Origin of the sequence: Paenibacillus glycanilyticus (assembly GCF_051200795.1) — a bacterium.
Classification (GTDB): domain Bacteria; phylum Bacillota; class Bacilli; order Paenibacillales; family Paenibacillaceae; genus Pristimantibacillus; species Pristimantibacillus glycanilyticus.
Genome location: NZ_CP195155.1, coordinates 3,865,475 through 3,890,542, shown reverse-complemented (window position 1 = coordinate 3,890,542; position 25,068 = coordinate 3,865,475). Strand labels below are relative to the sequence as shown.

Sequence of the window (25,068 nt, the reverse complement as noted above, 5' to 3'; positions counted from 1 at the left end):
TATACATGGATATTCGATCGTATCTAAGCGATACTCATCCGTCGGTGGCGCAATTTTACGCCAATAACCCGAATTTCGATGTAACCGGCTTTCCGTTTGCGGACGCGGCATCGGCAGAGGCTTTAAACGGTTCCGGCGAACAACATGCGGAGGCTCTGCATTTGCTTGGCGGCTACCAAAGACTGCTCCGACTAACCAATAATCCTCAGGCAGCCGGTATATTAATGGGCGGCAGCGGCAACGGACAACCTCCGCTGCATTCGGCGATTCAGATCGCTGCAGTCAATCCGGAGCATTTCGTAAGTACTTATGGGCCGCTGTTGGGGGAGAACGGTGAAGCTCAAGCTGCCGCCATTCATGAGAGGGCGAGGCACATTCAGGCTCAGTTGATGCATGAATGGGCTTCCGTCACCCAGCTGTCTGCGCCCCATACGAGAAACTTCGCAGCAAACAACATATCCGAAGCGGTTGTTCAGCATTATGAGCAGCTTCCCGATTATCAGAAGATCTTCGGATCGCTGAACTACTGCGAGTGCGATGAATGCAAATCCATCTTTGGCCCGGCAGCCTACCTGGTTGATCTCATGCGCATTGTCAACCAAAACATCACGGTACCGAACCAGTCGACCATCCCAGCCAATATGGCGTTGGAAGCCCGTCGGCCGGATCTGGCAAACCTAGCGCTTACCTGCGAGAATACGAACACTACGATGCCTTATCTGCAGGTTGTTAATGAAAGGTTGGAAGCAGCCGTCCGGTCGGCGATGGATGTGGAGGGGGATCTGTATCAGGAGCTGGCGGCACAGGTATATCCGTTTAACCTGCCGTTTCACTATCATTTGGAGCTGATCAGGATTTATTTGAACCGGATGAACGTAAGGCTCCGGGACTTGTTTGCGGTATTTGGCGCACCTGAAGAGGGAACGGCTGCTGAAACGCTAGGCCTGTCTCCGGAGGAATTCCGTTTGATTTCCTCGCCCGTAACGGATGAAACGCAGTTGAAGACCTTCTACGGCGTAACCGACCTTACAACGCTGTCGGACGTGAAGACCTTTTGCGATCGAACCGGAATAACGCTGGTGCAGCTCCAGGCCTTGTTCAACCAGGATCTTTCCGCAGCCGAGATCGAAGCCGGGCTTACGAAATCCTTCTTCATGAACTATGGGCTTGCCCAACCCCTTCAGATCAACAGTCAAGGTGCTGCCTTGAGGATCGATTATCTAACCAATGACGCTCTGGACCGGATCCACCGGTTCCTGAGGCTGAGCAGCAAGCTCGGCTGGAGCTATACGGATCTGGATTGGGCACTGCAATGCGTAAATGCCGGCGTTCCGAAGCTGGATGCCGCGGCATTAACCGGTCTTGCGAAGCTGATGACGGCGATGGAGCAATGGAATTTGTCCATCGAGCAGGCCGGCGCTCTTATCTTCGATGTGAAGACGTATGGACAAGGCGATTCTGCAGTATCCCATATGGCGTTCGATCAGCTCTTTAACGGACCGGAATCGGCTACCTACCATCCCGCGGACGAAGGGAAAGACAGCTATGCCTTTAATCCGATGTTTACGGACGACCTTTTGTATTGGACGATCGGTGCGGCGGATGCGGACAATATGAGGCTCGCCTCCCGCATTGCCGCGGCGCTGAAGCTGAAACAAGCCGAGCTTGAGCAGCTGGCGGCAGCGTTGTTCGACAAGCAGGCGAAAATAGCGTTAACCGTAGGCCGATTGTCGATGCTTTACCGTTATTCCGTGTTTGGCGGCATGCTTGGCATGCCTATGGCGCAGTTTGTGATGCTGCTTGCTTTGTTTAATCCATTAACTCCCTTGTCTGCGATGGACGCGTGGACCTTATTGAAAAAGAATGCGGACCGGTTGAAGCGGTCGAGACTAAACGTCTACGAGCTGGACTACGTGGTGAACGGCAACGTATCCGACTATGTCGATCCGTTGTACCGCTCCGCCGATTTGGGCGGATGGCTCGGCACTCTGCCGAAGCTAATCGCCAACCCAGGTTCGAATCCGGATGCAGACACGGTGTCAAAGAATCAGCAATTAAAGCTGGTTGGACAGATTGCGGCATTGTTCCATGTTCAAACCGCACAAATTAGCAGCCTGATTGATTTGCTCGGTTATACCGATATGATTGCCGTCTTCACGGATCCGAAGATGCAGGCTGCGGCTGAAGCGAGAATAAAGCAGCTGTCGCAGTGGCTTGTACTGGCGAGGAGATTCGGTCTGGCAAGCGATGATCTTGCCGCGATCAAACGCAGTCTTACCGCATTAGGCATTGCAGACCCGTCAGAGCTGAGCGCGGCAAATGTGCTTGATTTGTATGCTTACCAGGAATTGCAGGCGGTCTTTGGCGATGTGAACGGAGCAGTTGCCGCTTACTTGAGCGCCGACTCGGACAGTGAGGCGTCCGCTGCCATTGCCCCTCTGACCGGTCTAGAGGATAACGAAGTGACTTCCCTATTTGCGTTATTCCCTAAGTTATCCCGCATTGAACGCCTGTATTTGCTGCAGAAGGTGACGGGAATCCTGCATGCAACCGGAGCCGGCTTTAGTCTTCTGTCAGCCGTAAGCAGACTTGCCGGACAGGATGCCGCAACGCATTGGGCGGATTACGGGAAAGCGGCGGATAATCTGCTCTTAGCGCTTAGAGCGCGTTTAGGAGGAGACGATTGGGACAGCTTGTTCCTCCAGGTGAACGGGGCCGTTCAGGAGAAGCAGAGGACGGCATTGCTGTCAACCGCACTGAATGCGCTGTCGCAAAAGGATGATCTGGGATGGATCAAAAACAGCCGGAATCTGTACGAGTATTTATTAATCGATGTGGAGATGAGCGGCTGCGCAACGATCTCTTATATCAAAGAAGCGTTGAACGCCATTCAGTTGTATCTCCAGAGATGCAGGGAGCGGCTGGAGCCCGGGGTCATTCATTTCGATATTCCCGAGGTCTGGTGGAGCTGGATGATCAACTACCGGCTATGGGAAGCGAACCGCCAAGTCTTTTTATATCCGGAAAATTATATTAATCCGTCCTACCGGAGGAACAGGACTGCTCTGTTCACCGATTTCCAGAATACGCTGAAGCAGGGCGATATAACGAGGGACACAGTAGAAGCGGCATTTCGCAGGTACCTGGACAGCTTCGCCGAGCTGGCCAAGCTGAAGGTCGTCGACACCTATCATACGCACGTTACGGATGAGACGCATGACCATGCGGAGGTGACGTACCTTTTTGCCAGGACAGAGACACAGCCTTACAAGTATTACTACATGACGCGGGATGAAGGCAATGTGTGGTCGGAATGGAACGAGATCAAGGTTTCGATTAATTCGGATACCGTGTCGCCGGTTTATGCGTTCAACCGTCTCTTTCTGTTCTGGGTGGAGCAGAAGGCCGTAAGGGATAACGGAACCGGCTCAGCCGGGCAGCGATCGGTAAGAGCAACGATCCGGTATACGTTCTATAACTTCAGCGGCAGCTGGGTAGCCCCGCAAACTTTGGCGGAAGATACGGTCATTTCGGCGAATAACAGCGCCTTTATGAATCTGGACGGGGTCAAGACCCTGTTCGACGCTTCCCAATTCGATGCCTCGCAGCTGTGGTGGAACAAGGTGTATCCGCTCAAGATCGAAAGAAATAACTATCTTACTCCCAATGTCGGGGCTAACCGGTTCGAGAAGCTGGTAATCTTCTTAGGTCCCATGATTGATATTGGAGGCCTGTCCGCATTCGCGATGCCGCCGGCTCCGCAAACGGGAGCGGATGCGCTGCAGCAATTCGAGAACCGGTTGTATGAAGTGACTCATCAGTTCGTTCTGGCTAAAAATGTCGGACACACCGGCTTCCTGCCCGTGTTCCGTCCTATCGTATTGAACGATGACCTGCAGCCCGGTTTTATCGTAAACCCGGACGAGTACATCATAGCGGGGAAAGAGGCGTTAATCAGCCAGACGTATTTCCGGCCCGAAATCGACCGCAGCTCCGGCAGGCTGAATCTGGTTGACACGAACCAAATCGTTTACGACAACTATGCGGCGGATTCCATCCGGACTCCTTCGCCAGTTGTTGCGGCATCCCGGTTGAATGAAGCTTCTTTTGTCTCGGCAACGCTTGGCATGGATGCCGCCCAGTCAACGGTCGTTTGGAACGGCCTCATCAAATCCGGCTACATCAACGAACGAGGTCTCGTTCTAGGCTCCTTCAGCTTTGTCCAGCTCGTGAAGGACGTGGGTGGTTATCTGTCCGGACAGGCGGATATCCCGGCGAAAACGTCTTATGTGCTGCAGCAGATCAGCGGGGCTACGGGAACGGTATCTCTATCCGGCAATATGCGGGGCAATGAATACGAAGTGCTTACCGTAAAGAACCATCCTGCTGCCTTTTTGTTCAAAGGAGACAAAGAAGCCTTCCTGCTTATGGATATCGATGAGGAGCTGGATGTGCCCGCAATCAGCGAGGCGCTGCTGAACCCGGATACGATATTCACGCCTGCTTCATTTATTTCGTCCAATCTGGACATTAACGCAGACGGCTCTCAATCGATCTACAATCTGCTCGCGCAAGGAGGATTTCTGGATGAGGATGGGGTCCTGCAAAACGACTCGGATGCCCAAAGCCTGACGGAGTATCTGCAGCCGCAGCTTGTTGCCAATACTTCGGCTGTTGTGAACATCCTGATGAACAGTCCCATGTTTATGGAGCAGTCCTTCGTGGCTCCGGCGCCGATCGATATAGAAGCCTCCGGTTCCCAAACCGTCTATCAGCAGCTCGTCAAATCGGGATATTTGGATCCTAACGGCAGAATTATGGCGGATATCGATTTCTATGAATTAAACGAATTTATAGAAGGTCTGCTGGACGGTCAGCCAAACGAGAATCTGAAGGTCCGTCATGTCATGGATACGCTGTACCAGTGGCCATTCCCGGTGTCCGTCGGTTTCCTGGACCGGAACAAGGACGGCATTGGAAGCATCAAATACAATTTCACTGCGTTCCGCCTGACGACAGCAGCCGTTCACCGGCTTAGCTCCGCGCTCTTTACCGGCGGGATTGACGCGCTGCTCAGCCTGGAGTCGCAGCAAATTCCGGTTGAAGCGGAGCTGCTGTTCAAGAGATTTCAGTTCGACAGCCATTTTGTCATAGCGCCGGCTGCTGCGGACGGAGCGCAGGTTGATTTCGACGGGGCTTACAAGACCTATTATTGGGAGCTGTTCTTCCATGCCCCCTATTTAATAGCGGATCTGCTAAAGACCAATCAAAGCTATCAAGATGCCGAGAAGTGGTACCAGTACATTTTCAACCCAACCTTGCAGCCGCTGCAGATCGGCCCGGGAGACTTCCAGACGTCAACGATTGGTCTCACAAGCTCTCAGCGCATTTACAAGATTCTGGCCGATCAGAAGATTATTACGGACGAGGGAGCCGTAAGCTCGGATTTCTCGGAAGCAACTCCGATCAGCCAGCTATTCGCCTTTCTGGACGACAAGCAGATCGATTCGGTCCGGAACCGGCTTCTGAACGACCAATTGAGCAACCCGAATGCACGCTTCTGGCAGTTCAATCCTTTCCGCAACCATACGTTGGAAGCTCTTAAGGATCAATTGACCAATCCGCAGGAGATTGACGCCTACAACATGGATCCGTTTGATCCCGACGCCATAGCCGGCCTTCGCATAGGCGCTTATGAGAAAGCGGTAGTGATGGCTTATATCGACAATCTTCTGCAGTGGGGCGATTCCTACTTTGCGCAATACACCTGGGAATCGATTGTAACGGCCACGATGATGTACGTGTACGCTTACGATCTGCTGGGACCAAGACCGGAGGATCTGGGGAAATTCCCTGAGCCGGAGCCCAAAACGTTTAACGATCTTCTTGCGCAGTACCAGAAGGGCATTCCGCAATTTTTCATCGCGTTGGAGCAGGAGGCGCCTGCAGGCGATGCTTTAATGGCATATTCTCCGTTTAATGCGCTGGACACCTATTTCTGTGTACCGGAGAACCGGCAATTTATCGGGTATTGGGACCGGGTGGAGGACAGGCTGTTCAAAATCCGTCATTGTCTCAACATCCAGGGCATACCGCAATCTCTCGCTTTGTTCGAGCCGCCGATTGATCCTGCCCAATTAATCCGCATGGTCAGCTCGGGCGTGAATGCGCTCTCGGCTCTTACGCCGGTAAATCAAGGAGTACCTTACCGGTTCGCTTTCCTGCTGGATAGAGCCAAATCGATCGCGGGAACGTTAACGCAATTTGGCGGAAGCCTGCTAGCTGCGCTTGAGAGGAATGATGCGGAGGGTCTGGCGCTCCTGCAGAGCACGCATGAGAAAAATATTCTTAATCTCACGACAATGATTAAGGAGAAGCAGCTGGAGGAGATTGCGGACACGGTTGCGTCCTTAACGGAAAGCCGGGCAAATGCCTTGTTCCGTCAGAATCATTACAGCTCCTTGTATGACGAGAATATCAACGGGCTTGAAATTACAGATTTAACCTTAAGAGGGGTATCGGCTAATCTTCAGGTGGCCTCCGTTGCCATTCACGGACTGTCGATCGGGGCTTATCTGGCGCCGAACATATTCGGCTTGGCGGATGGCGGCATGCAATTCGGCGATGCGGTAAATGCCGGCGCCGCCATGGTGGACGGAACCGCAAACGGATTGGATAAAGCCGCCGGCTTGATCAGTACCGGGGCGCAATACGTGCGCCGCCGGGAGGAGTGGGGACTGCAGCGGGATGTAGCGGCCTCCGAAGTAAAGCAGCTGGACCAGCAAATTGCCGGATCCAAAGTTCGCGCGGACATGCTGCGGCGGGAGCTTGAGATCCATCAGCAATCGATGAAGCAGCAGGATGAAGTCGAGCGATTCCTGCGCGGCAAGTTTACCGGCCAAGAGCTGTACCAATGGATGATCAGCCGGCTGTCAACAACCTATTTCCAGTGCTATCAGCTGGCAATGGATTTGTCGATGGCTGCGCAAGCGGCTTACCAGTACGAGCTGGAGCGGCAGGATCAATTCCTGCAGTTCGACTATTGGGACAATCTCCACCGGGGACTTCTTGCCGGAGAGGGGCTGCTTCTGGCCTTGAACCAGATGGAGAAGGCCTACCTGTTCAACAACTCGAGAGATTTGGAGCTGGAAAAGACGGTTTCCTTGCTAAGCTTGGATCCTATTAAATTTATAGCTTTTAAAGGGGGGATGCAGGGCGGTGCAGGGACGCAGGGCAAGCTGGATTTCGAATTCAGCGAGAAGCTGTTCGATTTCGACTTCCCGGGTCACTACTGCCGCAAGATCAAATCCATCACGATATCCATTCCGGCTGTTGTCGGACCTTACCAGAACATCAACGCGATGCTGGTTCAAAACCGCAATTCGGTAATCGTCCAATCGGACGAGAAGATCTCGGGGGTCAAATATCTCCTCGATCCGTCTAATCCGTTACCGGAAACGAACGTGTTAAGGCAAAGCCAACTCGCGCAGCAGGTTGCCGTAACCAAGGGGATGAATGATTCCGGGTTGTTCGTTCTCGATTTCAGAGACGACAGGTATTTGCCGTTCGAAGGGACGGGCGCCGTATCCTCGTGGACGCTGAGCCTGCCGCCGGAGACGAACCGTTTCGATTTCGGCAATATTTCGGATGTAATCGTCAAAATTCAATACACGGCAAAAGACGGCGGAACAAGCTTTGCCAATCAGGTACGGCAGCTGCTGCATGCGGACAGCGCTCCTTACCCGTATACGCCGGCAAAAGTGATTGACCTGAAGCAAGCTTACCCAAGCGAATGGTTTGCTTTGTTTAGTCCGCCTGCGGCTCAAGGCGTGCAGCAGATCAGCTTCCCAATCGCGGACCGGACGATTTTGACTCATTTATCCGATGTAAGTCTATTGTCAGCTACGGTTCTGGTACAGACGTCCAATCGAGCAATCGTGTCGGATAAGGATGCGAATTCGCCGTTTTTAAGCTTGATGCTTGGGGATAATCCTGCGGCTCCGATTCACGTCACGAACAACTCGGGCAGTTGCGATTTAAGCAATGTCGCTGGAACCGGCTTCAATGCCGTCCTGCAATTTCAATTATCCAATACGCCGGAGGCTCTTCTGCTTAATGGAGCATTAAATCAGGATGTGTTAGCAGGGCTTACGGTCATTATTACTTATCAGTCCAATGTATTCGCGAAGACAAGCACAACCAACTAAACCAATAAAGGGGTTATGAATGATGGATTGTTTAGGCTCTCTTGAAATCAACTTGGGCGCGGCGAAAAATTTGACGGACGTGAACTGGTCCCAGGTGAATATTCAAGACATTAATAACAACAACTTTCAGTTCGGGAAGCCGTTCTACCTGGTATGTCCCGGGGAGCATTGCCAGGATAACGTCAATTTCACGCCTCAAGCTCACCGCTTGTGCCAATGCACCGACATTAACGGGCATTCGATTCCCGGTTGTTCTCCGCATGACTACCTGTATCCGTACGCGGCGCAAGTATGCTTCAATACAAGCAATCCTTCCGACCTGAGCCATGCAACGCTTGGCAACCGAGGCTGCATGAGCTTGGGTGAAACGTGGAACGTCGTTACCTGCTATTGCTGCTGTTCCTGCTTTGCGCACGGCACGCAAATCGGCACGCCGCAGGGCTCTCAAGCGATCGAGAATTTCATCGTTGGGGATAAAGTCATTACCGCGAGCTTGAAGCAAAGCTCGGAAGGGCTGCAGCTGGAGTGGAAGAAAGCTAAGCTTAACTTCAGCAGTGGTACAGGCCCCCAAAGCCATCAGCCGGCGATGATCTACATCCGCTTCGGCGGTCATGGCAGCATCATCGTAACGCCGGATCATCTGTTTCTTATGCCAAGCGGCAAGCTGAAGCGCGCCGACCGGCTTGTACCTGGCAAGGACCTGCTAGTCTCTTATAACAATACGCAAGTAGAGATCCATGAAATCAGCATTGGCGAATATAAGGGCGGCGTGCACCATATCGCTACCGATGTTGCTTTCGACGGGACACTTGACGGGCACTTGCTGCTGTCAGAGGGACTTGTATCCGGCGATTTCAATCTGCAAATTCATCAAAGAGAGCTTTTAGGAAGCGGTTTGCTGGAGGATGCCGAGGATCTTCCGATCGTAGGCACGAAAGAGTACGAAGCAGCCCATGCACATCTGGTTGCCGGGAATTATTTGTCGTTTAGCGCTCCAAATCTTAAAGCGGGTGCGGATACGTTGTCGGTAGCCGCTACTCCCGAAGCGGCAGCGCAGCTCAGCAAATTTTACGTTCACGGCTCCAACGTGGCGTTTGTGCCGGACAACGCGGCTAGCTTCATCAGCCCTCTGCAAGCTACCGACGTGAACGATAAAGCGGATAGATGGGGCTTTACGGAAGTGAGCATCGGCAACGCCATGGTGAAATACCTGGTGAATCTGTTCCAGGGCTTCTACCCGGACATTACGTTCTATCACGACATCGGCCGTCTGGAGCCCAATGCCTATGCCTTTACCCAATATGGCAAGCAATACATTGTATTATCCGGCGGATTGACACGCATTAAAGGTCTCGGCATGGAAGGCATGGCCTTTATTCTCGGAAATATGGTAAGCCGTCTTCAGAAGAGTGCGCCGCTGAACACGGATGGTTTCACGACGGTTGGCATGAGCGATTACTATACACCGGCGATCCTGCAAAATATGTTCTTCGGCAACCTCTACGCGCCGTTGATGACAAGCGCCTTGGAGCAGGTTCAAAAAGTAATTTTCGGCAACATTAACGTCTCGCTGCATGACGCATTTGAGACCGATCCTTTCCAGCCGACTACGGGAACAAGGATGGATGCGGTTGAAGCGGGCAACGGCATGAATTTCCCGCCGAACGGAATTGGCGGTCCGGAACTGAATGGACTGAAGGTTACCGGAGCAACGGTAACGGGACCGGCAATCAGCGCTGCTTCGCTAATGACGGCGGATATTACGGCCGACCTTGCGGCGGCGGCGTTCAAGCTGCTGCAGGATAAAAGCATTGTAGATACGGCTGGCTTGATCGCGGCGGATTTCACGGTAGCAACGGATTTATCGTACTTGTTCGCCGATCAAGCTGACGAAATCAGGACGCTGCTTACGGAGGAGGTTCGTTATGTTTTGCTGCATGCCGCATCCACCGTTGAGCTGCATTTCAATACGGCTGTAAAAGCGATCCATGCGGCAGATGAAGACGATTTTTCGTTTACGCCTAACGCCGTTATTACGGATGCGCAGCCGGGCAAAAGCAATTCGTCGGTACTGCTGAAGGTTTCTTTAGAGCGCGGAGTCACGTATACCGTGTCCGTCTCCAGAGCATTAACGTCGGATATCGGATCAACCTTGGATCCGGACTCCTCGACGGCAGAAGTTACGTTGAAATAACGGCCTAATAACAACGGGAAAGGGGCTTAAGAGATGGAATCAGCCGCTCCAGAGATGGGGGCATTCACAGGGACAATTGAAGAACAGTGCAGGCAATTCGGCAGTATCCTGGGTTTGGAAGGCCCGGTATCGGAAGAGGTATTGTTCGCGGCTGTTCATGATCCCAGCTATGCGCATAATTTATTGTCCGCAAGAAGATCGGAGATGTTTTTGAACTATCTGCTCAGTAATCCTCCTAAAGTGGATACGGCGGGAGAAGCGGAGACGGAGGCAAAATCCGCTGAAGGAACCCCTTCCAATATGGAACTCGCCAAGAAGGTGGGGCATGCTTTGTGGAAATGGGCCAAAGCGGGCTTTGCTACGGTAGAGGACGAGATATACCGCAAGCGGATGGATGCCTGCATGGCATGCCCTCACAGTCAGAGCAAACCGGATAAGCTGATTTACAACGCTTTGTCCAAATCAGCGGCAAACGACGGCATTGCCGAGAAGATCTGCGGCAAATGCGGCTGCGTTCTATCCAAAAAAACCAAGCTACCGACGGAATCCTGTCCGGATTCTCATCCGGAGCTTGCCGGAATGACTCGCTGGGAAGAGCCTATTCCGGTCTAATTCTTATTATAGTTCGTACAAACGGAAAGCTGACGCCGGTATTTAACCGCGTCAGCTTTCGTAGTTTTGCTTGAGTTGGTAAATAATCTATTCGCAAAAAACTAACGTTAAATACATAAGGAAAAGGCAGCCGGTTTCGGCTGCCTCTTTTCATACGCGGATACTCTTGCGGAAGGGGTTATCCTTTTTTGGTTTGCAGGCGGATCACGTTCCAGGAGGCTTTGTTTAAGATCGCTTGAACGCTGCCGTTATCTGCCGTCGTGCGTCCTCCGGCATGCGGAACGACATTGCGCGGATTGGATTTGGTGTTGGTGGCTTTCAAATCCTCGCTTTCCATGACGATATGCTCGATTACGCTTACTTCGCCAAAGCTGCGGAGGTCCAGGCTAAGCTCCATTTGCTCTTCCAGATGGCGGTTAACCGCAAACACCGTGATTAGACCTTGCTCCTCGTCGAAGACGCTGATCGCTTCGAGATACGGAACGTCGGTGAAGTCCTTGGAATCGTATTTCGGCGAGGAGATATTGGCTTGCAGCACCGTACCCCGTCCGAAGTTCGAGGCGTGCAGGAACGGATAGTAGGTCGTTTGCAGCCAGATCGCGCCGTTCGTCTCGGTCATAATTGGGGCGATAACGTTAATTAATTGAGCGATGCAAGCCATTTTGACACGGTCAGCATGCTTAAGCAGCGTAATCAGGAAGCAGCCAACCGCAAGAGCATCCTCGTGCGTGTACACATCCTCGAACTCCGGAGGAGCAATCTGCCAACGCTCGTCGGCGCGGCTTGTGCCGATGGTGTTCCATACATTCCATTCGTCGAGGGAGAGCATGATTGTTTTTTTGCTGCGTTTCTTCGCTTTTACATAGTCGCAGATCGCGGCTACGCTGTCGATAAATTGGTCCATATCGAGCGATTTGGCCAAGAAGTTCGCCGTATCGTTATTGTTGTTATTGTAGTAGGTATGGAGAGACAGGTAGTCCACTTGATCATAAGTAAGATCAAGCACCGTAGCTTCCCAGTCTGCAAAGGTGCTCATGCCGCTGCTGGAGCTGCCGCAGGCAACAAGCTCGATCGACGGGTCAACCCATTTCATTACCTTTGCGGTCTCATTGGCAAGCCGTCCGTATTCGACGGCAGTCTTGGCGCCTATCTGCCACGGACCGTCCATCTCATTGCCCAGGCACCAGGTTTTGAAGCGGTGGGGCTCCTTGTAGCCGTGAGAGATCCGCAGATCGCTCCAATAAGTACCGCCGGGATGATTGCAATATTCCACAAGATTTCTTGCCGCATCCATGCCCCGCGTCCCCAAATTTACAGCCATCATGACATCGGAGCCAACCAGCTTGGCCCAATCCGCGAATTCGTTGGTGCCTACCTCGTTCGTTTCCGTCGTCCACCAGGCCAGCTCGAGCAGGCGTTTCCGTTCGCTCTTTGGACCTACGCCATCCTCCCAATTGTAGCCGGATACGAAGTTGCCTCCCGGATAGCGGATGATAGGTACCTGCAGAGCTTTGATGACTTCAATGGCATCTTGGCGGAATCCGTTCCCGTCAGCCGTCGGATGTCCCGGATCGTAAATGCCGCCATAGACGGCACGACCCAAGTGTTCGATAAAGGAACCGTATACACGGGGATCAACAGGGGAGACGGTAAAGTTCTTGTCAATAAGCATGCTGGAACGAATAGTCATGGTAAAGCCTCCTTTAGAATTAGGGAAAAACAAAATCCGTATGGTTGAAATCCTATAATATTCGTAACATAATAGGTATTAGCAGACAACAATAAGTTTTAGGATTTTGGAAAAACAAAATCCTATCGAGGTGAAATGATGCTATCAACCAATGCGGAGTCCTTAATTGTCTATGAAGCGCTGGCAAGCGAGGTGCGTTTGAAAATTATTGATAAATTGTTCGAGAGGGAGCGCCATGTGAAGGAGCTTGCCTCCGAGATGTTTCTAAGCAGCGCGGTTATCAGCGGCCATATCCGCAAGCTGGAGCAGGCGGGAATTGTAGGCAGCAAGATGAAGCGGATTGACGGAGGAACTTACAAGTATTGTTATATCAAGTCTGAATTTCTTCAGATCAAGCTGTCTCCCAATGTATCATCGTCATTAAGCTTTCATGGGCTGTCCGTGCCAATCGGCCACTACACCGACTATGAGGCATGGCCAACCTGCGGGGTTGCAACCACGGAGAAAATGATCGGACAGTACGATAATCCGGCCTGCTTCATGGACCCGGAGAGGGTAAACGCGGGAATCCTGTGGCTTGCAAGAGGGTGGGTAGAATATAAAATTCCTAATTACCTTTATAAGGATCAGCGGCTGCACGAGATCGAGATTTCCTTCGAAATCGGCTCCGAGGCTCCTCGCGTCAATGAGAATTGGCCGTCGGATATTCATTTCAGTCTTAACGGAAAATCGCTTGGCGTATGGACAAGCCCGGGAGATTTCGGGAAAACGAGGGGAAGGCTTACTCCGGATTGGTGGTCCAGCGACGTCAATCAATACGGCCTGTTGAAGGTGCTCCGAGTCAAGGAGACCGGCTCGTATATCGACGGTTTGAAAATTTCGGACATAGGTCTTAAAGATATCGGGACCGGCGCGATTAACTGGACTTTCCGCATAGCGGCGGAAGATACCGGACGCGGACGGGGAGGACTAACCCTATACGGAAAGGGCTTTGGGAATTACGATCAGGATATTGTTTTTAGAAGTTTTTACGTATAAATCCGCTTACGAAAGAGGCCGCGACTGCTGCGGCCTCTTTCTATTTGCCTGCTTGGAGTGATAAACGAACGTACAGGCAATAATAGGTAACGCCGATCTTTAGGATTCGTTATCAATGTTTAGTATTCGTTATATCGCCTGAACCGGCTATCCAGTAATGTTAAGGATGCTTAATAAAAATTTTTCGACGCAAATCGACGTTGCTTTTTGAGGCAAGGCCGATTCCGCTTGAAGGAGAGAAGAGTAAGGCATGAAAAAGCTGCAGCTCTTACAGACCGGATGGGCTGGATTATTGGTCGTTGCAGCGTTAGCCGGATGCAGTAACAGTAACAATCCGGACAAACAGCCGGGCTCAGCAGAGAACGAAGCAAAGCCCGGAGAAGGAATCCAAGGCCGAACGATTACGTTCGTAACCGGATCCCATCCCTGGGTTGACGTCATTAAGCCGTTAATTCCCCAGTTCGAGAAGGAAACCGGCATTAATGTGCGGATCCAGGGCTATTTCGAGGATCAGCTGACACAAAAGCTGACGGTACAATTCACGGCGCGCTCGGAAACGCCTGATGTGTTCATGTACCGGCCGTTGCAGGAAGGCAAGCTCTTCTTCCAGAGCGGCTGGCTTGAACCGCTTGATGCTTATGCCGGGCAGGATGCGGAATACAATTTGGGTGATTTCTCGCCGCAATCGATCCGTTCTTCAACGGTAGACGGCCATCTAGCCGGCATTCCGATCGTGACGGAGCAGCAAATATTGTATTACCGGAAAGATCTGTTGAAGGAAGCGGGGATTGAGGTGCCCGCTACCATCGATGAGCTTGAAGAAGCGGCGGCGAAGCTGAATCATCCGGAGCAAGGCGTTTACGGCTTTGTAGCCAGAGGACAGCGAAGTCCGCTTGTGACGCAGGTCTCGTCGTTTCTTTACTCCGAAGGCGGAGATTTTATCAAGAACGGCAAAGCAGCGATTAATTCTCCGGAAGCGATCAAAGCCTTCGAGACCTATGGCGGTCTTCTTCGAAATTACGGGCCGCCTAATGCGATCAACATGTCCTGGCCACAGGCGAGCGCTTTTTTTGCGCAAGGGAAGGCCGCGTTATACACCGATGCCAATTCGATCTACCGCGCGCTGGATACGGAAGAGTCAAAGGTTCGGGGAAATGTCGGCTTTGCGCCGTTTCCTTCGGGGACAAAAGGTTCCATGCCGTACAATATTACGTCCTGGGGGCTTGCCATTAACCCGAAATCGCCGAATAAAGAAGCGGCATGGGCATTTATCAAATGGGCAAGCGGAAAGTCCGTCATGCTGCTTACCCAGCAGGCGGGCAATCCCGGACCAAGATCGTCGGTATGGAAGGATCCGCGGGGCACGATTGGCTTCCCGGAGCAACTGGCAGCCGTATTCCGGCAAACGGTTAACGGTGGCATCGATCACGACCGCCCTCAGACCGTTGACGTAGCGGCAGCGCGGGAGCAGGTAGGAAAAATCGTGCAAATGGTCATCACGGGAGAGACGGACATCCGGCAATCGGCCGATCAGGCGAATGCCGCTCTGCAGGCTCTCCTTGATGAGGAAGCGGAGTAACCAAGATGCCGCGCAGACTGTCGATTTTCAACAAGATTGCCTTCACCATCATCCTGCTGCTAGTACCCGTTGTGCTGCTATACGGTTATTCGAACCGGATTGCAACCGGCGTTGTAGAAGAGCAAATGCGTTCTTCGAGCTTAAGCAAGCTTGTTTTCTTTATGGATCAAATGGACGGAACGATGGAAAATTTGTCGATGTTCCCGGTCATCTTAAGCGATGATCCGCATATTCGCGATTTTTTGTCTCCCGCCCAACGCGAGCCGGAAAGCGTTTTGCTGAAGGAGCAGGCCAGAGTAACAGAAAAGCTTGGACTGCAAAGCGTATCCAGCTCATGGTCCAACGATTTAACCTTTGCTTTTCCGGAGAAGAATCTCGTTCTCTCCTCGAATATTTACTTAAACGGCAGCGAAGTCCAATCGCCGGAGAGAAGGATGAAGAAGGATTGGATTTACGAGCGGGACAGCTCGCGCGGTTATCCGATCGATACGTTCGTCCGCGAGACCGGAGTTCCTGCCGCTGCCGTAAAGGTTGAAGACGCGGAAGCCGTTATTCAGGTCCGTTTTCCCGTCCAGAATATTAGCGACATGCTTGATGTATACAAGAAGGAGAACCGGGGCGACCCGTTTCTGTTCCGCTCTAATGAGGAGCCTGTACGCAACAGCACGTATGCGGAAGCGTCTTCCGCCAAGGTCATTCGGGAGCTTGCACACGGGAGCCTCGGACAAAGCGGTCAACGGATCTTAAAGATGGATGGACAGACGTATCTGGTCAGTTACGCGAAGTCGCGCCAGTTAGGCTGGTATTTGGTTGATTACGTACCGGTCGAACGGATTGTAGCCCCTATCGTTCAGGCCAGGAACTGGTTCTACGGCTCAATCGCTTTTCTGGTTTTGATCGGGCTGCTGGCCTCCGTTCTGCTCTACCGCAATGTTCAGATTCCGTTGTCCAAGATGATCGCCGGTATCAAACGGATGAAGGGCGGCGATTTGTCCTGGCGGATCGGCTATAAGGCTAATAACGAATTTGATGACTTGATTCGTCATTACAACGAAATGGCCGGCCAGATTCAGCGGTTGATCGAGGATATATACAGCGAAAAGCTAAGATCCAGGGAAGCAACGCTGAAGCAGCTGCAGTCGCAGATTAATCCTCATTTCCTGTATAACTCGCTGTTCTTTGTTATCAACTCGGCGATGATGGAGGACCGGGATTCGGTTATTTCGATGTCCGAAAATCTGGCCGAGTTTTACCGGTATACGACCAGGGTGGACAATCAGCTGTCAACGGTGGGAGAGGAGCTGGATTTTGTCCGGCATTACCTGAACATCCATACGCTGAGAATGGGGCGGCTAGCCTTCGAGATCGATGTTCCGGATGCCCTGCTAGAGGAGCCGCTTCCCCGTCTGACCCTGCAGCCGATCGTCGAAAATGCGATTGTGCACGGAATTGAAAGCCGGATCGGCGGAGGGCTTATCACCATTACCGGCAGGCAAGAGGGGGATTATAACCTTCTTGAAATTGCCGATAACGGAGCGGGAATGACCGGCGAGGAAAGGCTTAGGCTGGAAGCACTGCTAGACGAGAAGGAAATGGGCGACGAGATCGGATGCGGCACCTGGAACGTGCATCAGCGGCTGCAGGGCCGGTTCGGAAAAGGCTCGGGGCTTCGTTTCCGGCATGCAGCGGATGGAGAAGGTCTTGTCGTTACAATAGCGTGGCTGAAGAGCGAAGCAAATGCCAAGGCAGGGAATAACGATCGGTTGGAGGGTGAAACGGAATGGCCCAGCTCTTAATTGTAGATGATGAAGCGCATGTCGTGGACCGTCTCGCAACAACGGTCGATTGGGAATCCGTGGGCATCGATCAGGTGTACAAGGCGTATTCCGGCCAGGAAGCGCTTGAGCAGCTTCATCAATTCTCCATCGATATCGTCATTACGGATATCCGCATGCCGGGGATGTCGGGGCTGCAGCTTATTTCCGAGATCAAGCGGCAATGGCCGAAGACCAAAAGCATCCTGTTGTCGGGCTATTCCGAATTCAACTATGCGAAGCAGGCTATGCAGTTCCAGACCGAGGACTATTTGCTCAAGCCGGTTAAGACCACGGATCTCTTGGCAACGGTGGAACGCGTGCTTCTCAAGCTGAAGCAGGAGTGGGAAGAGGTGATCTCCGCCCAGCGGATGACGTATACGCTGAAGGAGCATCTGCCCCTGTTAAGGGCAAGCCTGTTGCAGGAGCTGCTGCAGGGAAAGCTGTGGAGCAGACAGACGCTTCGGGAGAAAATGTCGCGGTTAGAGCTTGGCGACCGGGATTGGGAGCGATTTTCGCTGATGGCTGTTCGGCTGGATGACCGGTTCGGGGAGTTTGCCGAAGAGGATATGTCCTGGAAGGAATACGCGGTTGCCAATATGGCCGAAGAGCTGTTCGGCGGTCGTTACTCGCTGTGGCATGCGAAGGATGCCCATGATTATCTCATCTTTCTGCTGACCCCTAAGGATGAAGCGGAAAGGGATGATCCGGGCTGGCTTGAGCGTACGGCATCGGTGCTGCAATCCGCCGTAGGGGTCTACCTGAAAGGAAAGATATCCGTTCTGGTAAGCGGCGCTGGAGCTTTTCCGGAAGATGTTCCCGGCTTTTATAACCGATCCATTACGGCTTTCCGCAACCGGATCGGGCAGGAGCCGGAGCAGTTCATGCGTCTGGAGGAGAAGGAAAGCGAGCCTGCGGCTATACGGTCGTTGGACTGTCTATACGAGCCGCCGGCATTGATTCATTTGCTGGAAGCCGCGAGATGGGAAGCGGTAGAAGAGAGGTATAAGCGTATCTTCGCGGGAGTGGAGGGCAGTGTATCCGTATCCGAAGAGCATCTGCTCGAAATTTATTTTACGATGGCTTCGGCCTATGCTTATATCGCCCATAAGAATGGACGTCTTCTAAACGAAACACTTGGTACCGATTACAACCGGATGACAACCGGCATGCCGCTCCGGACCGTGCAGCATCTCCGGGAATGGGCTTTCCGCACGCTAAAAGCGTTGCAGGAGGATATGGCAAAGGAAACAAAGGATAATCGGCATTCCTTGATCGAGAGGATAAGAAGCTTTATAGACGACAACGTAACCGGCGATATTTCCCTACAATCGGTGGCCGATTACGTCAAGCTGCATCCCGTCTATGTATCCAAGGTATACAAGCTGGAAACAGTCGAAAACTTAAGTGATTACATTCAGCGCGCAAAGATGGAAGAAGCCCAGTCCATGCTGCGGCGCAGCGATGAGAAGGTCTATGTCATTGCCGCCCGGCTGGGCTATCAACGGCCGCATTCCTTCATCAGCGCCTTTAAGAAAACATTCGGCATGACCCCGCAGGAATACCGCGACGGTCAGCCGCAATAATCCATTTCAGGAGGAACTACACCATGTTGCTATTTATTGTACTTGCAGCAATCGTTGTGCTGCTGCTGCTCATTACGGTTGCCAAGCTTAACCCGTTTGTCGCTCTTATCATTACGGCGATCGGCACAGGGCTTGCCGCGGGAATGCCTGTTATTGCTACCGAAGACCAGACCGGCATCATTGATTCCATCAAGACCGGGATGGGGAATACGCTAGGCTTCCTGGCGATTGTATTGGCGCTGGGCACGATGCTCGGAAAAATGATGGCTGAATCCGGCGGCGCCGAGCGGATCGCACGAACCTTGATCGGATTGTTTGGAGAGAAGAGAGTTCATTGGGCGATGATGTTTGTTGCGTTTATCGTCGGTATTCCCGTCTTCTTCCAAGTTGGTTTCGTTTTGCTTGTACCGCTTATTTTCACGATTGCGAAACAAACAGGTCTATCGCTTGTCAAGATCGGCGTACCGCTGGTAGCGGGCTTATCCGTCGTTCACGGTCTGGTGCCTCCGCATCCGGCTGCCATGGCTGCTGTTGGCATCTTTAATGCCGATATCGGCAAAACGATTTTGTATTCGATTATCGTTGGTCTGCCAACGGCAATCGTTGCCGGACCGCTGTACGGCAGCTGGATTGGCAAACGAATTCATAAGGAAGTACCGAAGGAAATGGGAGATCAGCTTGCGGAAACCGATGAGAACCGCGAACTGCCCGGCTTTGCTAATACGCTCATCACGATTCTGATCCCGGTATTCCTGATGCTGATTGCCACATTCGCGGACGTATTCGTGGAAAGCGGCTCCCTTGCGAAGGATGATACCCTGTTCCTTGCCGCGAAATTTGTAGGCGATCCGGTTGTGGCGCTTCTGATCGCAACGGTATACTCGTTCTTCAGCCTAGGCTTTGCCCGCGGTATCAGCCGCGAGAAAGTATTGAAATTTACGAATGACTGTCTCGCCCCTACGGCAACGATTCTGCTTGTTATTGGCGCGGGCGGTGCGTTTAACCGCGTGCTGCTGGATTCCGGTATCGGCGACTACATCGCTGATCTTGCTACTTCTTCGCATGTATCGCCTATTCTGCTTGGCTGGGGCATCGCGGCGATGATCCGGATCGCAACCGGTTCCGCAACCGTCTCGATGATGACGGCTGCGGGTATCGTGGCCCCGATCGCGGCAGCAATGCCGGGAACCAACGTGGAGCTGCTTGTACTCGCAACCGGCGCAGGCTCGCTTATTTTGTCCCATGTGAACGACTCCGGCTTCTGGCTGATCAAAGAATATTTCGGCATGACGGTGAAGGAAACGCTCCTGACCTGGACAGCGCTGGAAACGATTATTTCCGTTGTGGCGCTTGTGCTCATTATGGCGTTGAACGCCGTCGTTTAAAGATAGAAGGCATGGATTGGATAGAGAGAAAGGAGAGTGAGCAGCATTGGCTTCCTCTTACGTAATTGGAACGGATATCGGGACAACAAGCACGAAATCCGTATTGTTTGACAAGGCTGGACAAGTCATCGCGACTCATACGATCGAATACCCGCTGTACTCGCCGAAGCCTGATGTAGCGGAGCAGGATCCTGACGAGATTTTCCGCGCGGTAGTTGGCACGATCAAGCAGGTTGTTGCCCTTGGCGGCATTGGCGAGGAAGGCGTATTGTGCGTATCGTTCAGCTCGGCGATGCATAGCGTAATCGCGGTTGACGGCGAAGGCCGTCCGCTGACGCGCTGCATCACTTGGGCGGACAACCGCAGCGCGATGTGGACGGAGCGGATCAGGAACGAGATGAACGGCCATCAAATTTATTTGCGCACGGGTACGCCGCTGCATCCGATGGCTCCGTTGTCCAAGCTGGTATGGCTGCGCAACACGCAGCAGGAGCTGTTCGCCCGCGCGCACAAGTTTATTTCCATCAAGGAATACGTGTTCCATCAGCTGTTCAGCCGGTACGTGATTGACTATTCGATTGCATCGGCGACGGGGCTGTTTAATCTAACCCAGCTCGGCTGGGATGCTGAAGCCTTGCAGGTGGCGGGCGTAACGCCCGAGCGGTTATCCGAGCCTGTGCCTACGACCTATGCGCTGGAAGGCATGAAGGCGGAATGGGCCGCCGAGATGGGGCTGCCGGCTTCAACTCCTTTCGTTGTAGGAGCTAGCGACGGCGTATTGTCCAACCTTGGCGTGAATGCGATTGAGCCGGGAACCGTTGCCGTAACAATCGGGACAAGCGGGGCAATCCGGGCCGTAACGGACCGGCCGGTCACCGATCCGAAGGGGCGGATCTTCTGTTACGCGTTAGCCGAGAATATGTGGGTGATTGGCGGCCCGGTTAACAACGGCGGGATGATATTCCGATGGCTGAGAGACCAGCTTTGCGCCGCGGAGACCGAAACCGCTAAACGGCTCGGCAAGGACCCGTACGATATTCTAACGGAAATTGCCGCGCGCGTGCCGGCGGGAGCAGACGGTCTGTTGTTCCATCCTTATCTAGCGGGCGAAAGAGCTCCGCTGTGGGATGCCAATGCAAGAGGCTCGTTCTTTGGCCTTGGCCTGCAGCATAAGAAGGAGCATATGATCCGCGCGGTGCTGGAAGGAGTAATTTTCAACCTCTTCACGGTGTATATGGCACTGGAGGAGCTGATTGGCCATCCGACGAAAATCCAGGCAACCGGCGGCTTTGCCCGCTCGGAGCTGTGGCGTCAGATGATGTCCGATATTTTCGAGCAAGAGGTCCATGTGCCGGAAAGCTTCGAAAGCTCATGCCTTGGCGCTGCGATCCTAGGCTTGTACAGCATCGGAGAGGTGGATTCGCTTCATGTCGTGTCGGGTATGATGGGAACTTCCCACAAGCATTTGCCTGAACAAGCCAACGTTGAACGTTACAAGGAGCTGAGCCGGATCTACGTCCGGGTATCCAGGCTGCTTACGCCAGAATACAAAGAAATTGCCGCTTATCAGAAAAAGTGGACTTAAACAAGGAAGAGCCTGCGCGAGCGGGCTCTTTTTTATGGGTGGATGGCAGAAGTTTCTCCGAATTGGCTGGTTACAGTTTTTCCCTTTGGTCCTATTATGGGCTGAAGGAGGGATGTGCCTTGCGATTTTTTACTACGGGAATAATGTCCGCCATGCTTGCTTGTACCGGAGGCGCAATCCTGCTTGTCCAAGCGGCGGATCGGGCTGGAATGTCCGATCACGAGCTTTTATCTTGGTTTTTTGCCGTTTATGTCGCTGGCGGTGTGTTAAATACGATACTCACTCTTAAATATAAAATGCCTTTTGCGGGAGCGCATTCCATTACGGGGATTGCCTACATTGGTTCAATTGCCGCCCACTATACGCTGCCGGAATTAGCCGGGGGATTTATCCTGTCGGGAGTCATCATGATTGCGGCTGGCAGTACGGGGATTTTTGGACGGGCTCTGCCTTTGATTCCCCAGCCTATAATCGATGCCTTATTGGCTGGGCTGTTATTATCCTATGTCTGGGGAATGATTCCGTCTTCCGTACAGCTTCCGCTATGCGGCATCCTGGCCGCAGCCGGGTATTGGCTGATTCCTCGTTATACTCGGTTTCTGTCGCCGGCTTTATGGGCAATGATCATGGGATTTGTTGGTTTGCTTCTTCAACAGCGACTTCCATGGGCGGCTGTGCAAGGTTTACCGTTTGAGCTTCCCACGCCGATCATTCCCGAATTTTCGACTGCCGCTATATTTTCCATTGCAATCCCCTTGTCGTTTATCGTGATGAGCAATGATCTGGCTGTAAGTCTTACCGCCCTAATAAGCCATGAGTATGATCCGCCGGTCAACCGTGTCATAAGCGCTTCCGGCTTGGCTTCCGTAGCTGCCGGACTGTTCGGCGGGCATGCGGCAAACGTGGGAGGGATGATGACGGCTCTCTGCAGCAGTCCCGAAGCCGGCAATCCCTCGAAACGTATAGGCGCGGCAGTAACCTCTAACGGCTTGGTCATTCTATTCGGGTTGTTCGCATCGAAATTGATCGGTTGGATTCAAATTTTGCCTGCCCCGTTTATCGCTTTGATGACCGGTATTCCTTTGCTTGGCCTTTTTATGAAGTCAGTCAAATCGGCCGTGCAGCTGCGTCCATACATCGTTCCGTCCACCGTTACCTTTGTCCTGGCCGCTTCGCATCTTCATTTGTTCGGCATATCGGCTCCGTTATGGGCATTGCTGGCGGGAGTTGTGCTATTATATGTTAGGCAGAAGTTTGCGAACAGAAAAGGTGGCATGCAAGATGAAGTATGATTTTGATGAAGTCATTAACAGGAAAAACACGAACAGCTTTAAGTGGGACTCAGCGAAGGACAAAAAAGATATTGTACCCATGTGGGTTGCAGATATGGATTTCAAGGCAGCGGATCCCATCCTTCGGGCATTGGAGAGCAAGCTCCAGCATGGGGTATTCGGTTATGCCCATTTGCCGGACGCCTATTATGAAGCGGAAATCAACTGGTGGCAGAAGAGACATGATTTCCAGATTGAAAAAGAATGGATAGCCTTCAGTCCCGGCGTTATTCCGGCTTTGGCCGCTATTATTCAAGCTTTTACGAGCCTGGGAGACAAGGTGCTTATTCAAGCACCGGTGTATAACAGTTTCTATACAACCATCAACAATAATCGCCGCGAGATCGTTGAGAATGAACTGATCAATACGGGCGATTCCTATGAGATCGACTTTGAGGATTTCGAGAGGAAGGCCTCGGATGATGCCGTTAAGCTGTTTATTTTGTGCAATCCCCATAACCCGGTAGGAAGAGTGTGGCGGAAGGACGAGCTTGAGCGGTTAAGCGCCATTTGCCAAAAGCATGGGGTTCTTGTTGTAGCCGATGAAATTCACAGGGATCTGGTGTTTGAAGGACAGCCTTATGTTCCGTTTGCTTCGATAGACGCGATCAACTCGATCACCTGTACCTCTCCGAGCAAAACCTTTAATATTGCCGGATTAAAGATGGCGAACATCATTACCGCCAATAAGGAATACAAGGATAAATTCAAGAAGGATCTGCTAATGAGAGGCGTTCATGAACCAAACACATTTGGGGTGGAAGCGCTAATCGCTGCGTACAATAAGGGAGAAGAGTGGCTGGATCAGCTGCTGGTTTATCTGAAAGCCAACCGTGACTATTTCCTTTCATATATTCAAGAAAAACTGCCAAGGCTAAAGGTAATCACGCCGCATTCCACGTACTTAATGTGGGTGGATTGCCGAAATCTCGGGATTGGGTCAGAGGAGCTCAGCCGCAGATTGTTTGAAGAAGCCGGTCTTCGGATTAACGAGGGTTCTACTTACGGGAAAGCCGGAGACGGGTTTATCCGCATTAATATCGGCTGTTCGCGCGCGATTTTGACAGAAGGCTTGAATAGACTTGAAAACGTGATGAAGACAATCAAATAATGAATAGAACGTGGAAGGCGCCTTTGCAATTGAATTGCAAGGCGCCTTTTCTTTACTGCAAGACGGTGCGTACCGCTGTTTCTTCCTCCGGGGTTAGAGGAGTGAGAGGTTCGCGGAAACCGCCCGCTATGATCCCTTGAGCTGCAAGGTGGTGACGGATAACTCTGACCCAGCCGATACTGCCGAGCAGCTCCAGCTTAGGCTGAACAATCGCAAGTTTTAACGAAGCTTCCGCCTGTTGTCCCGAGCTTAACAGAGTAACGATTTCTTTCATTTCTTTCGGGAACAGGCTGCCTGCAACGCTCGTTAGGCCGTTATAACCTTTTACAAAATATTCTGCAATGGTAGCGTCGATTCCGGACAACACTTGAAAATCTTCCCCAAGCTCTTCGGTAACCCCTTTGACGACATCCGGGTTGCCGGCTTCTTTTACCGCTTTAATTTGAGGGAATCTCCTAGCTAGGGCTATTAAGGTTTGAGGCTCCAGATTAAATCCCGTTCGTACCGGATTATTGTAGAGCATGACGGGCAGCGATGCAGCTGAGCATACCGCTTCAACATATAAAGCAGCTTCACGTTGGCTTGGGCGGACATAAGGCGGAAAACCAAGCATAATCGCCGCATGTCCGGCTTTTTCAGCCTCCGTCGCTAATCGGACCGCGTCACGAGTTCGGATCGCCGCTACTCCCGCATATAAAGGAATCTCTGCAGGAGCGGCTTGCCTGGTCCGTTGATAAAGAAGGATTCTCTCCTCCAAGGACAAGGAGTGCTGTTCCCCGGTTGAGCCTCCCACTAGCAGGGCAGGAACCTGTTGTTCCGCGTAATATTGAACCATGTGATGGATTCCTTGTTCGTCAATCGTGTCATCCTGACGGAAAGGCGTAATGATCGCAACGCTATAAGGCGAAAAACGGAATGTAGACATATTTGCTGCCT

At 52.3% G+C, this 25,068-nt stretch carries 13 protein-coding genes; 11 read left to right on the top strand and 2 right to left on the bottom strand.

Annotated features, from left to right (window positions below):
* Positions 1 to 5: 5 nt before the first annotated feature.
* The 3 genes from ACR9FF_RS17875 to ACR9FF_RS17865 are packed head-to-tail and all read left to right on the top strand — an operon-like array spanning position 6 to position 11,013.
* Positions 6 to 8,207, top strand: a complete 8,202-nt coding sequence (locus tag ACR9FF_RS17875; protein ID WP_435163426.1) for a neuraminidase-like domain-containing protein — start codon at positions 6 to 8, stop codon at positions 8,205 to 8,207.
* Between the two features lie 19 nt (positions 8,208 to 8,226).
* Positions 8,227 to 10,401: a Hint domain-containing protein gene (locus ACR9FF_RS17870; RefSeq protein WP_435163424.1), complete on the top strand. Its 2,175-nt coding sequence runs from the start codon at positions 8,227 to 8,229 to the stop codon at positions 10,399 to 10,401.
* A gap of 33 nt (positions 10,402 to 10,434) precedes the next feature.
* Entirely contained in the window at positions 10,435 to 11,013 is a 579-nt protein-coding gene (locus ACR9FF_RS17865; protein WP_435163422.1) for a hypothetical protein, read from the top strand.
* Between the two features lie 178 nt (positions 11,014 to 11,191).
* On the opposite strand, the gene ACR9FF_RS17860 is transcribed toward ACR9FF_RS17865, so the two are convergent.
* Positions 11,192 to 12,703, bottom strand: a complete 1,512-nt coding sequence (locus ACR9FF_RS17860) for an alpha-N-arabinofuranosidase (RefSeq protein ID WP_435163420.1) — start codon at positions 12,701 to 12,703, stop codon at positions 11,192 to 11,194.
* Positions 12,704 to 12,838: 135 nt separating this feature from the next.
* Here ACR9FF_RS17860 and ACR9FF_RS17855 point away from each other — a divergent pair, with 135 nt between their 5' ends.
* The 8 genes from ACR9FF_RS17855 (at position 12,839) to ACR9FF_RS17820 (ending at position 24,132) form a co-directional block, all read left to right on the top strand.
* The gene (locus ACR9FF_RS17855; RefSeq protein WP_164775469.1) at positions 12,839 to 13,741 is read left to right on the top strand and encodes an ArsR/SmtB family transcription factor; all 903 of its coding nucleotides are present in this window, start codon (positions 12,839 to 12,841) and stop codon (positions 13,739 to 13,741) included.
* A gap of 250 nt (positions 13,742 to 13,991) precedes the next feature.
* Positions 13,992 to 15,320, top strand: coding sequence for an ABC transporter substrate-binding protein (locus tag ACR9FF_RS17850; protein WP_435163418.1), 1,329 nt, complete (start codon positions 13,992 to 13,994; stop codon positions 15,318 to 15,320).
* Between the two features lie 5 nt (positions 15,321 to 15,325).
* On the top strand, positions 15,326 to 17,116 hold the full coding sequence (locus tag ACR9FF_RS17845) for a sensor histidine kinase (RefSeq protein WP_435163416.1): 1,791 nt from the start codon (positions 15,326 to 15,328) through the stop codon (positions 17,114 to 17,116).
* The gene (locus ACR9FF_RS17840) at positions 17,101 to 18,720 is read left to right on the top strand and encodes a response regulator transcription factor (protein ID WP_435163414.1); all 1,620 of its coding nucleotides are present in this window, start codon (positions 17,101 to 17,103) and stop codon (positions 18,718 to 18,720) included. Before ACR9FF_RS17845 ends, ACR9FF_RS17840 begins: the two co-directional genes overlap by 16 nt.
* A gap of 23 nt (positions 18,721 to 18,743) precedes the next feature.
* Positions 18,744 to 20,105 (top strand): GntP family permease, encoded by a 1,362-nt coding sequence (locus ACR9FF_RS17835; RefSeq protein ID WP_435163412.1) that lies wholly within the window; start codon positions 18,744 to 18,746, stop codon positions 20,103 to 20,105.
* A 46-nt stretch (positions 20,106 to 20,151) separates the two neighbouring features.
* Complete coding sequence (gene gntK / locus ACR9FF_RS17830; RefSeq protein ID WP_435163410.1) at positions 20,152 to 21,690, top strand: gluconokinase; 1,539 nt, start codon at positions 20,152 to 20,154, stop codon at positions 21,688 to 21,690.
* 119 nt (positions 21,691 to 21,809) lie between these two features.
* Positions 21,810 to 22,982: a benzoate/H(+) symporter BenE family transporter gene (locus ACR9FF_RS17825; RefSeq protein WP_435163408.1), complete on the top strand. Its 1,173-nt coding sequence runs from the start codon at positions 21,810 to 21,812 to the stop codon at positions 22,980 to 22,982.
* Positions 22,972 to 24,132, top strand: a complete 1,161-nt coding sequence (locus tag ACR9FF_RS17820) for a MalY/PatB family protein (protein WP_435163406.1) — start codon at positions 22,972 to 22,974, stop codon at positions 24,130 to 24,132. Before ACR9FF_RS17825 ends, ACR9FF_RS17820 begins: the two co-directional genes overlap by 11 nt.
* Positions 24,133 to 24,184: 52 nt before the next feature.
* Here ACR9FF_RS17820 and ACR9FF_RS17815 read toward each other — a convergent pair whose 3' ends face one another.
* Entirely contained in the window at positions 24,185 to 25,057 is an 873-nt protein-coding gene (locus ACR9FF_RS17815) for a dihydrodipicolinate synthase family protein (RefSeq protein ID WP_435163404.1), read from the bottom strand.
* Positions 25,058 to 25,068 lie beyond the last annotated feature (11 nt).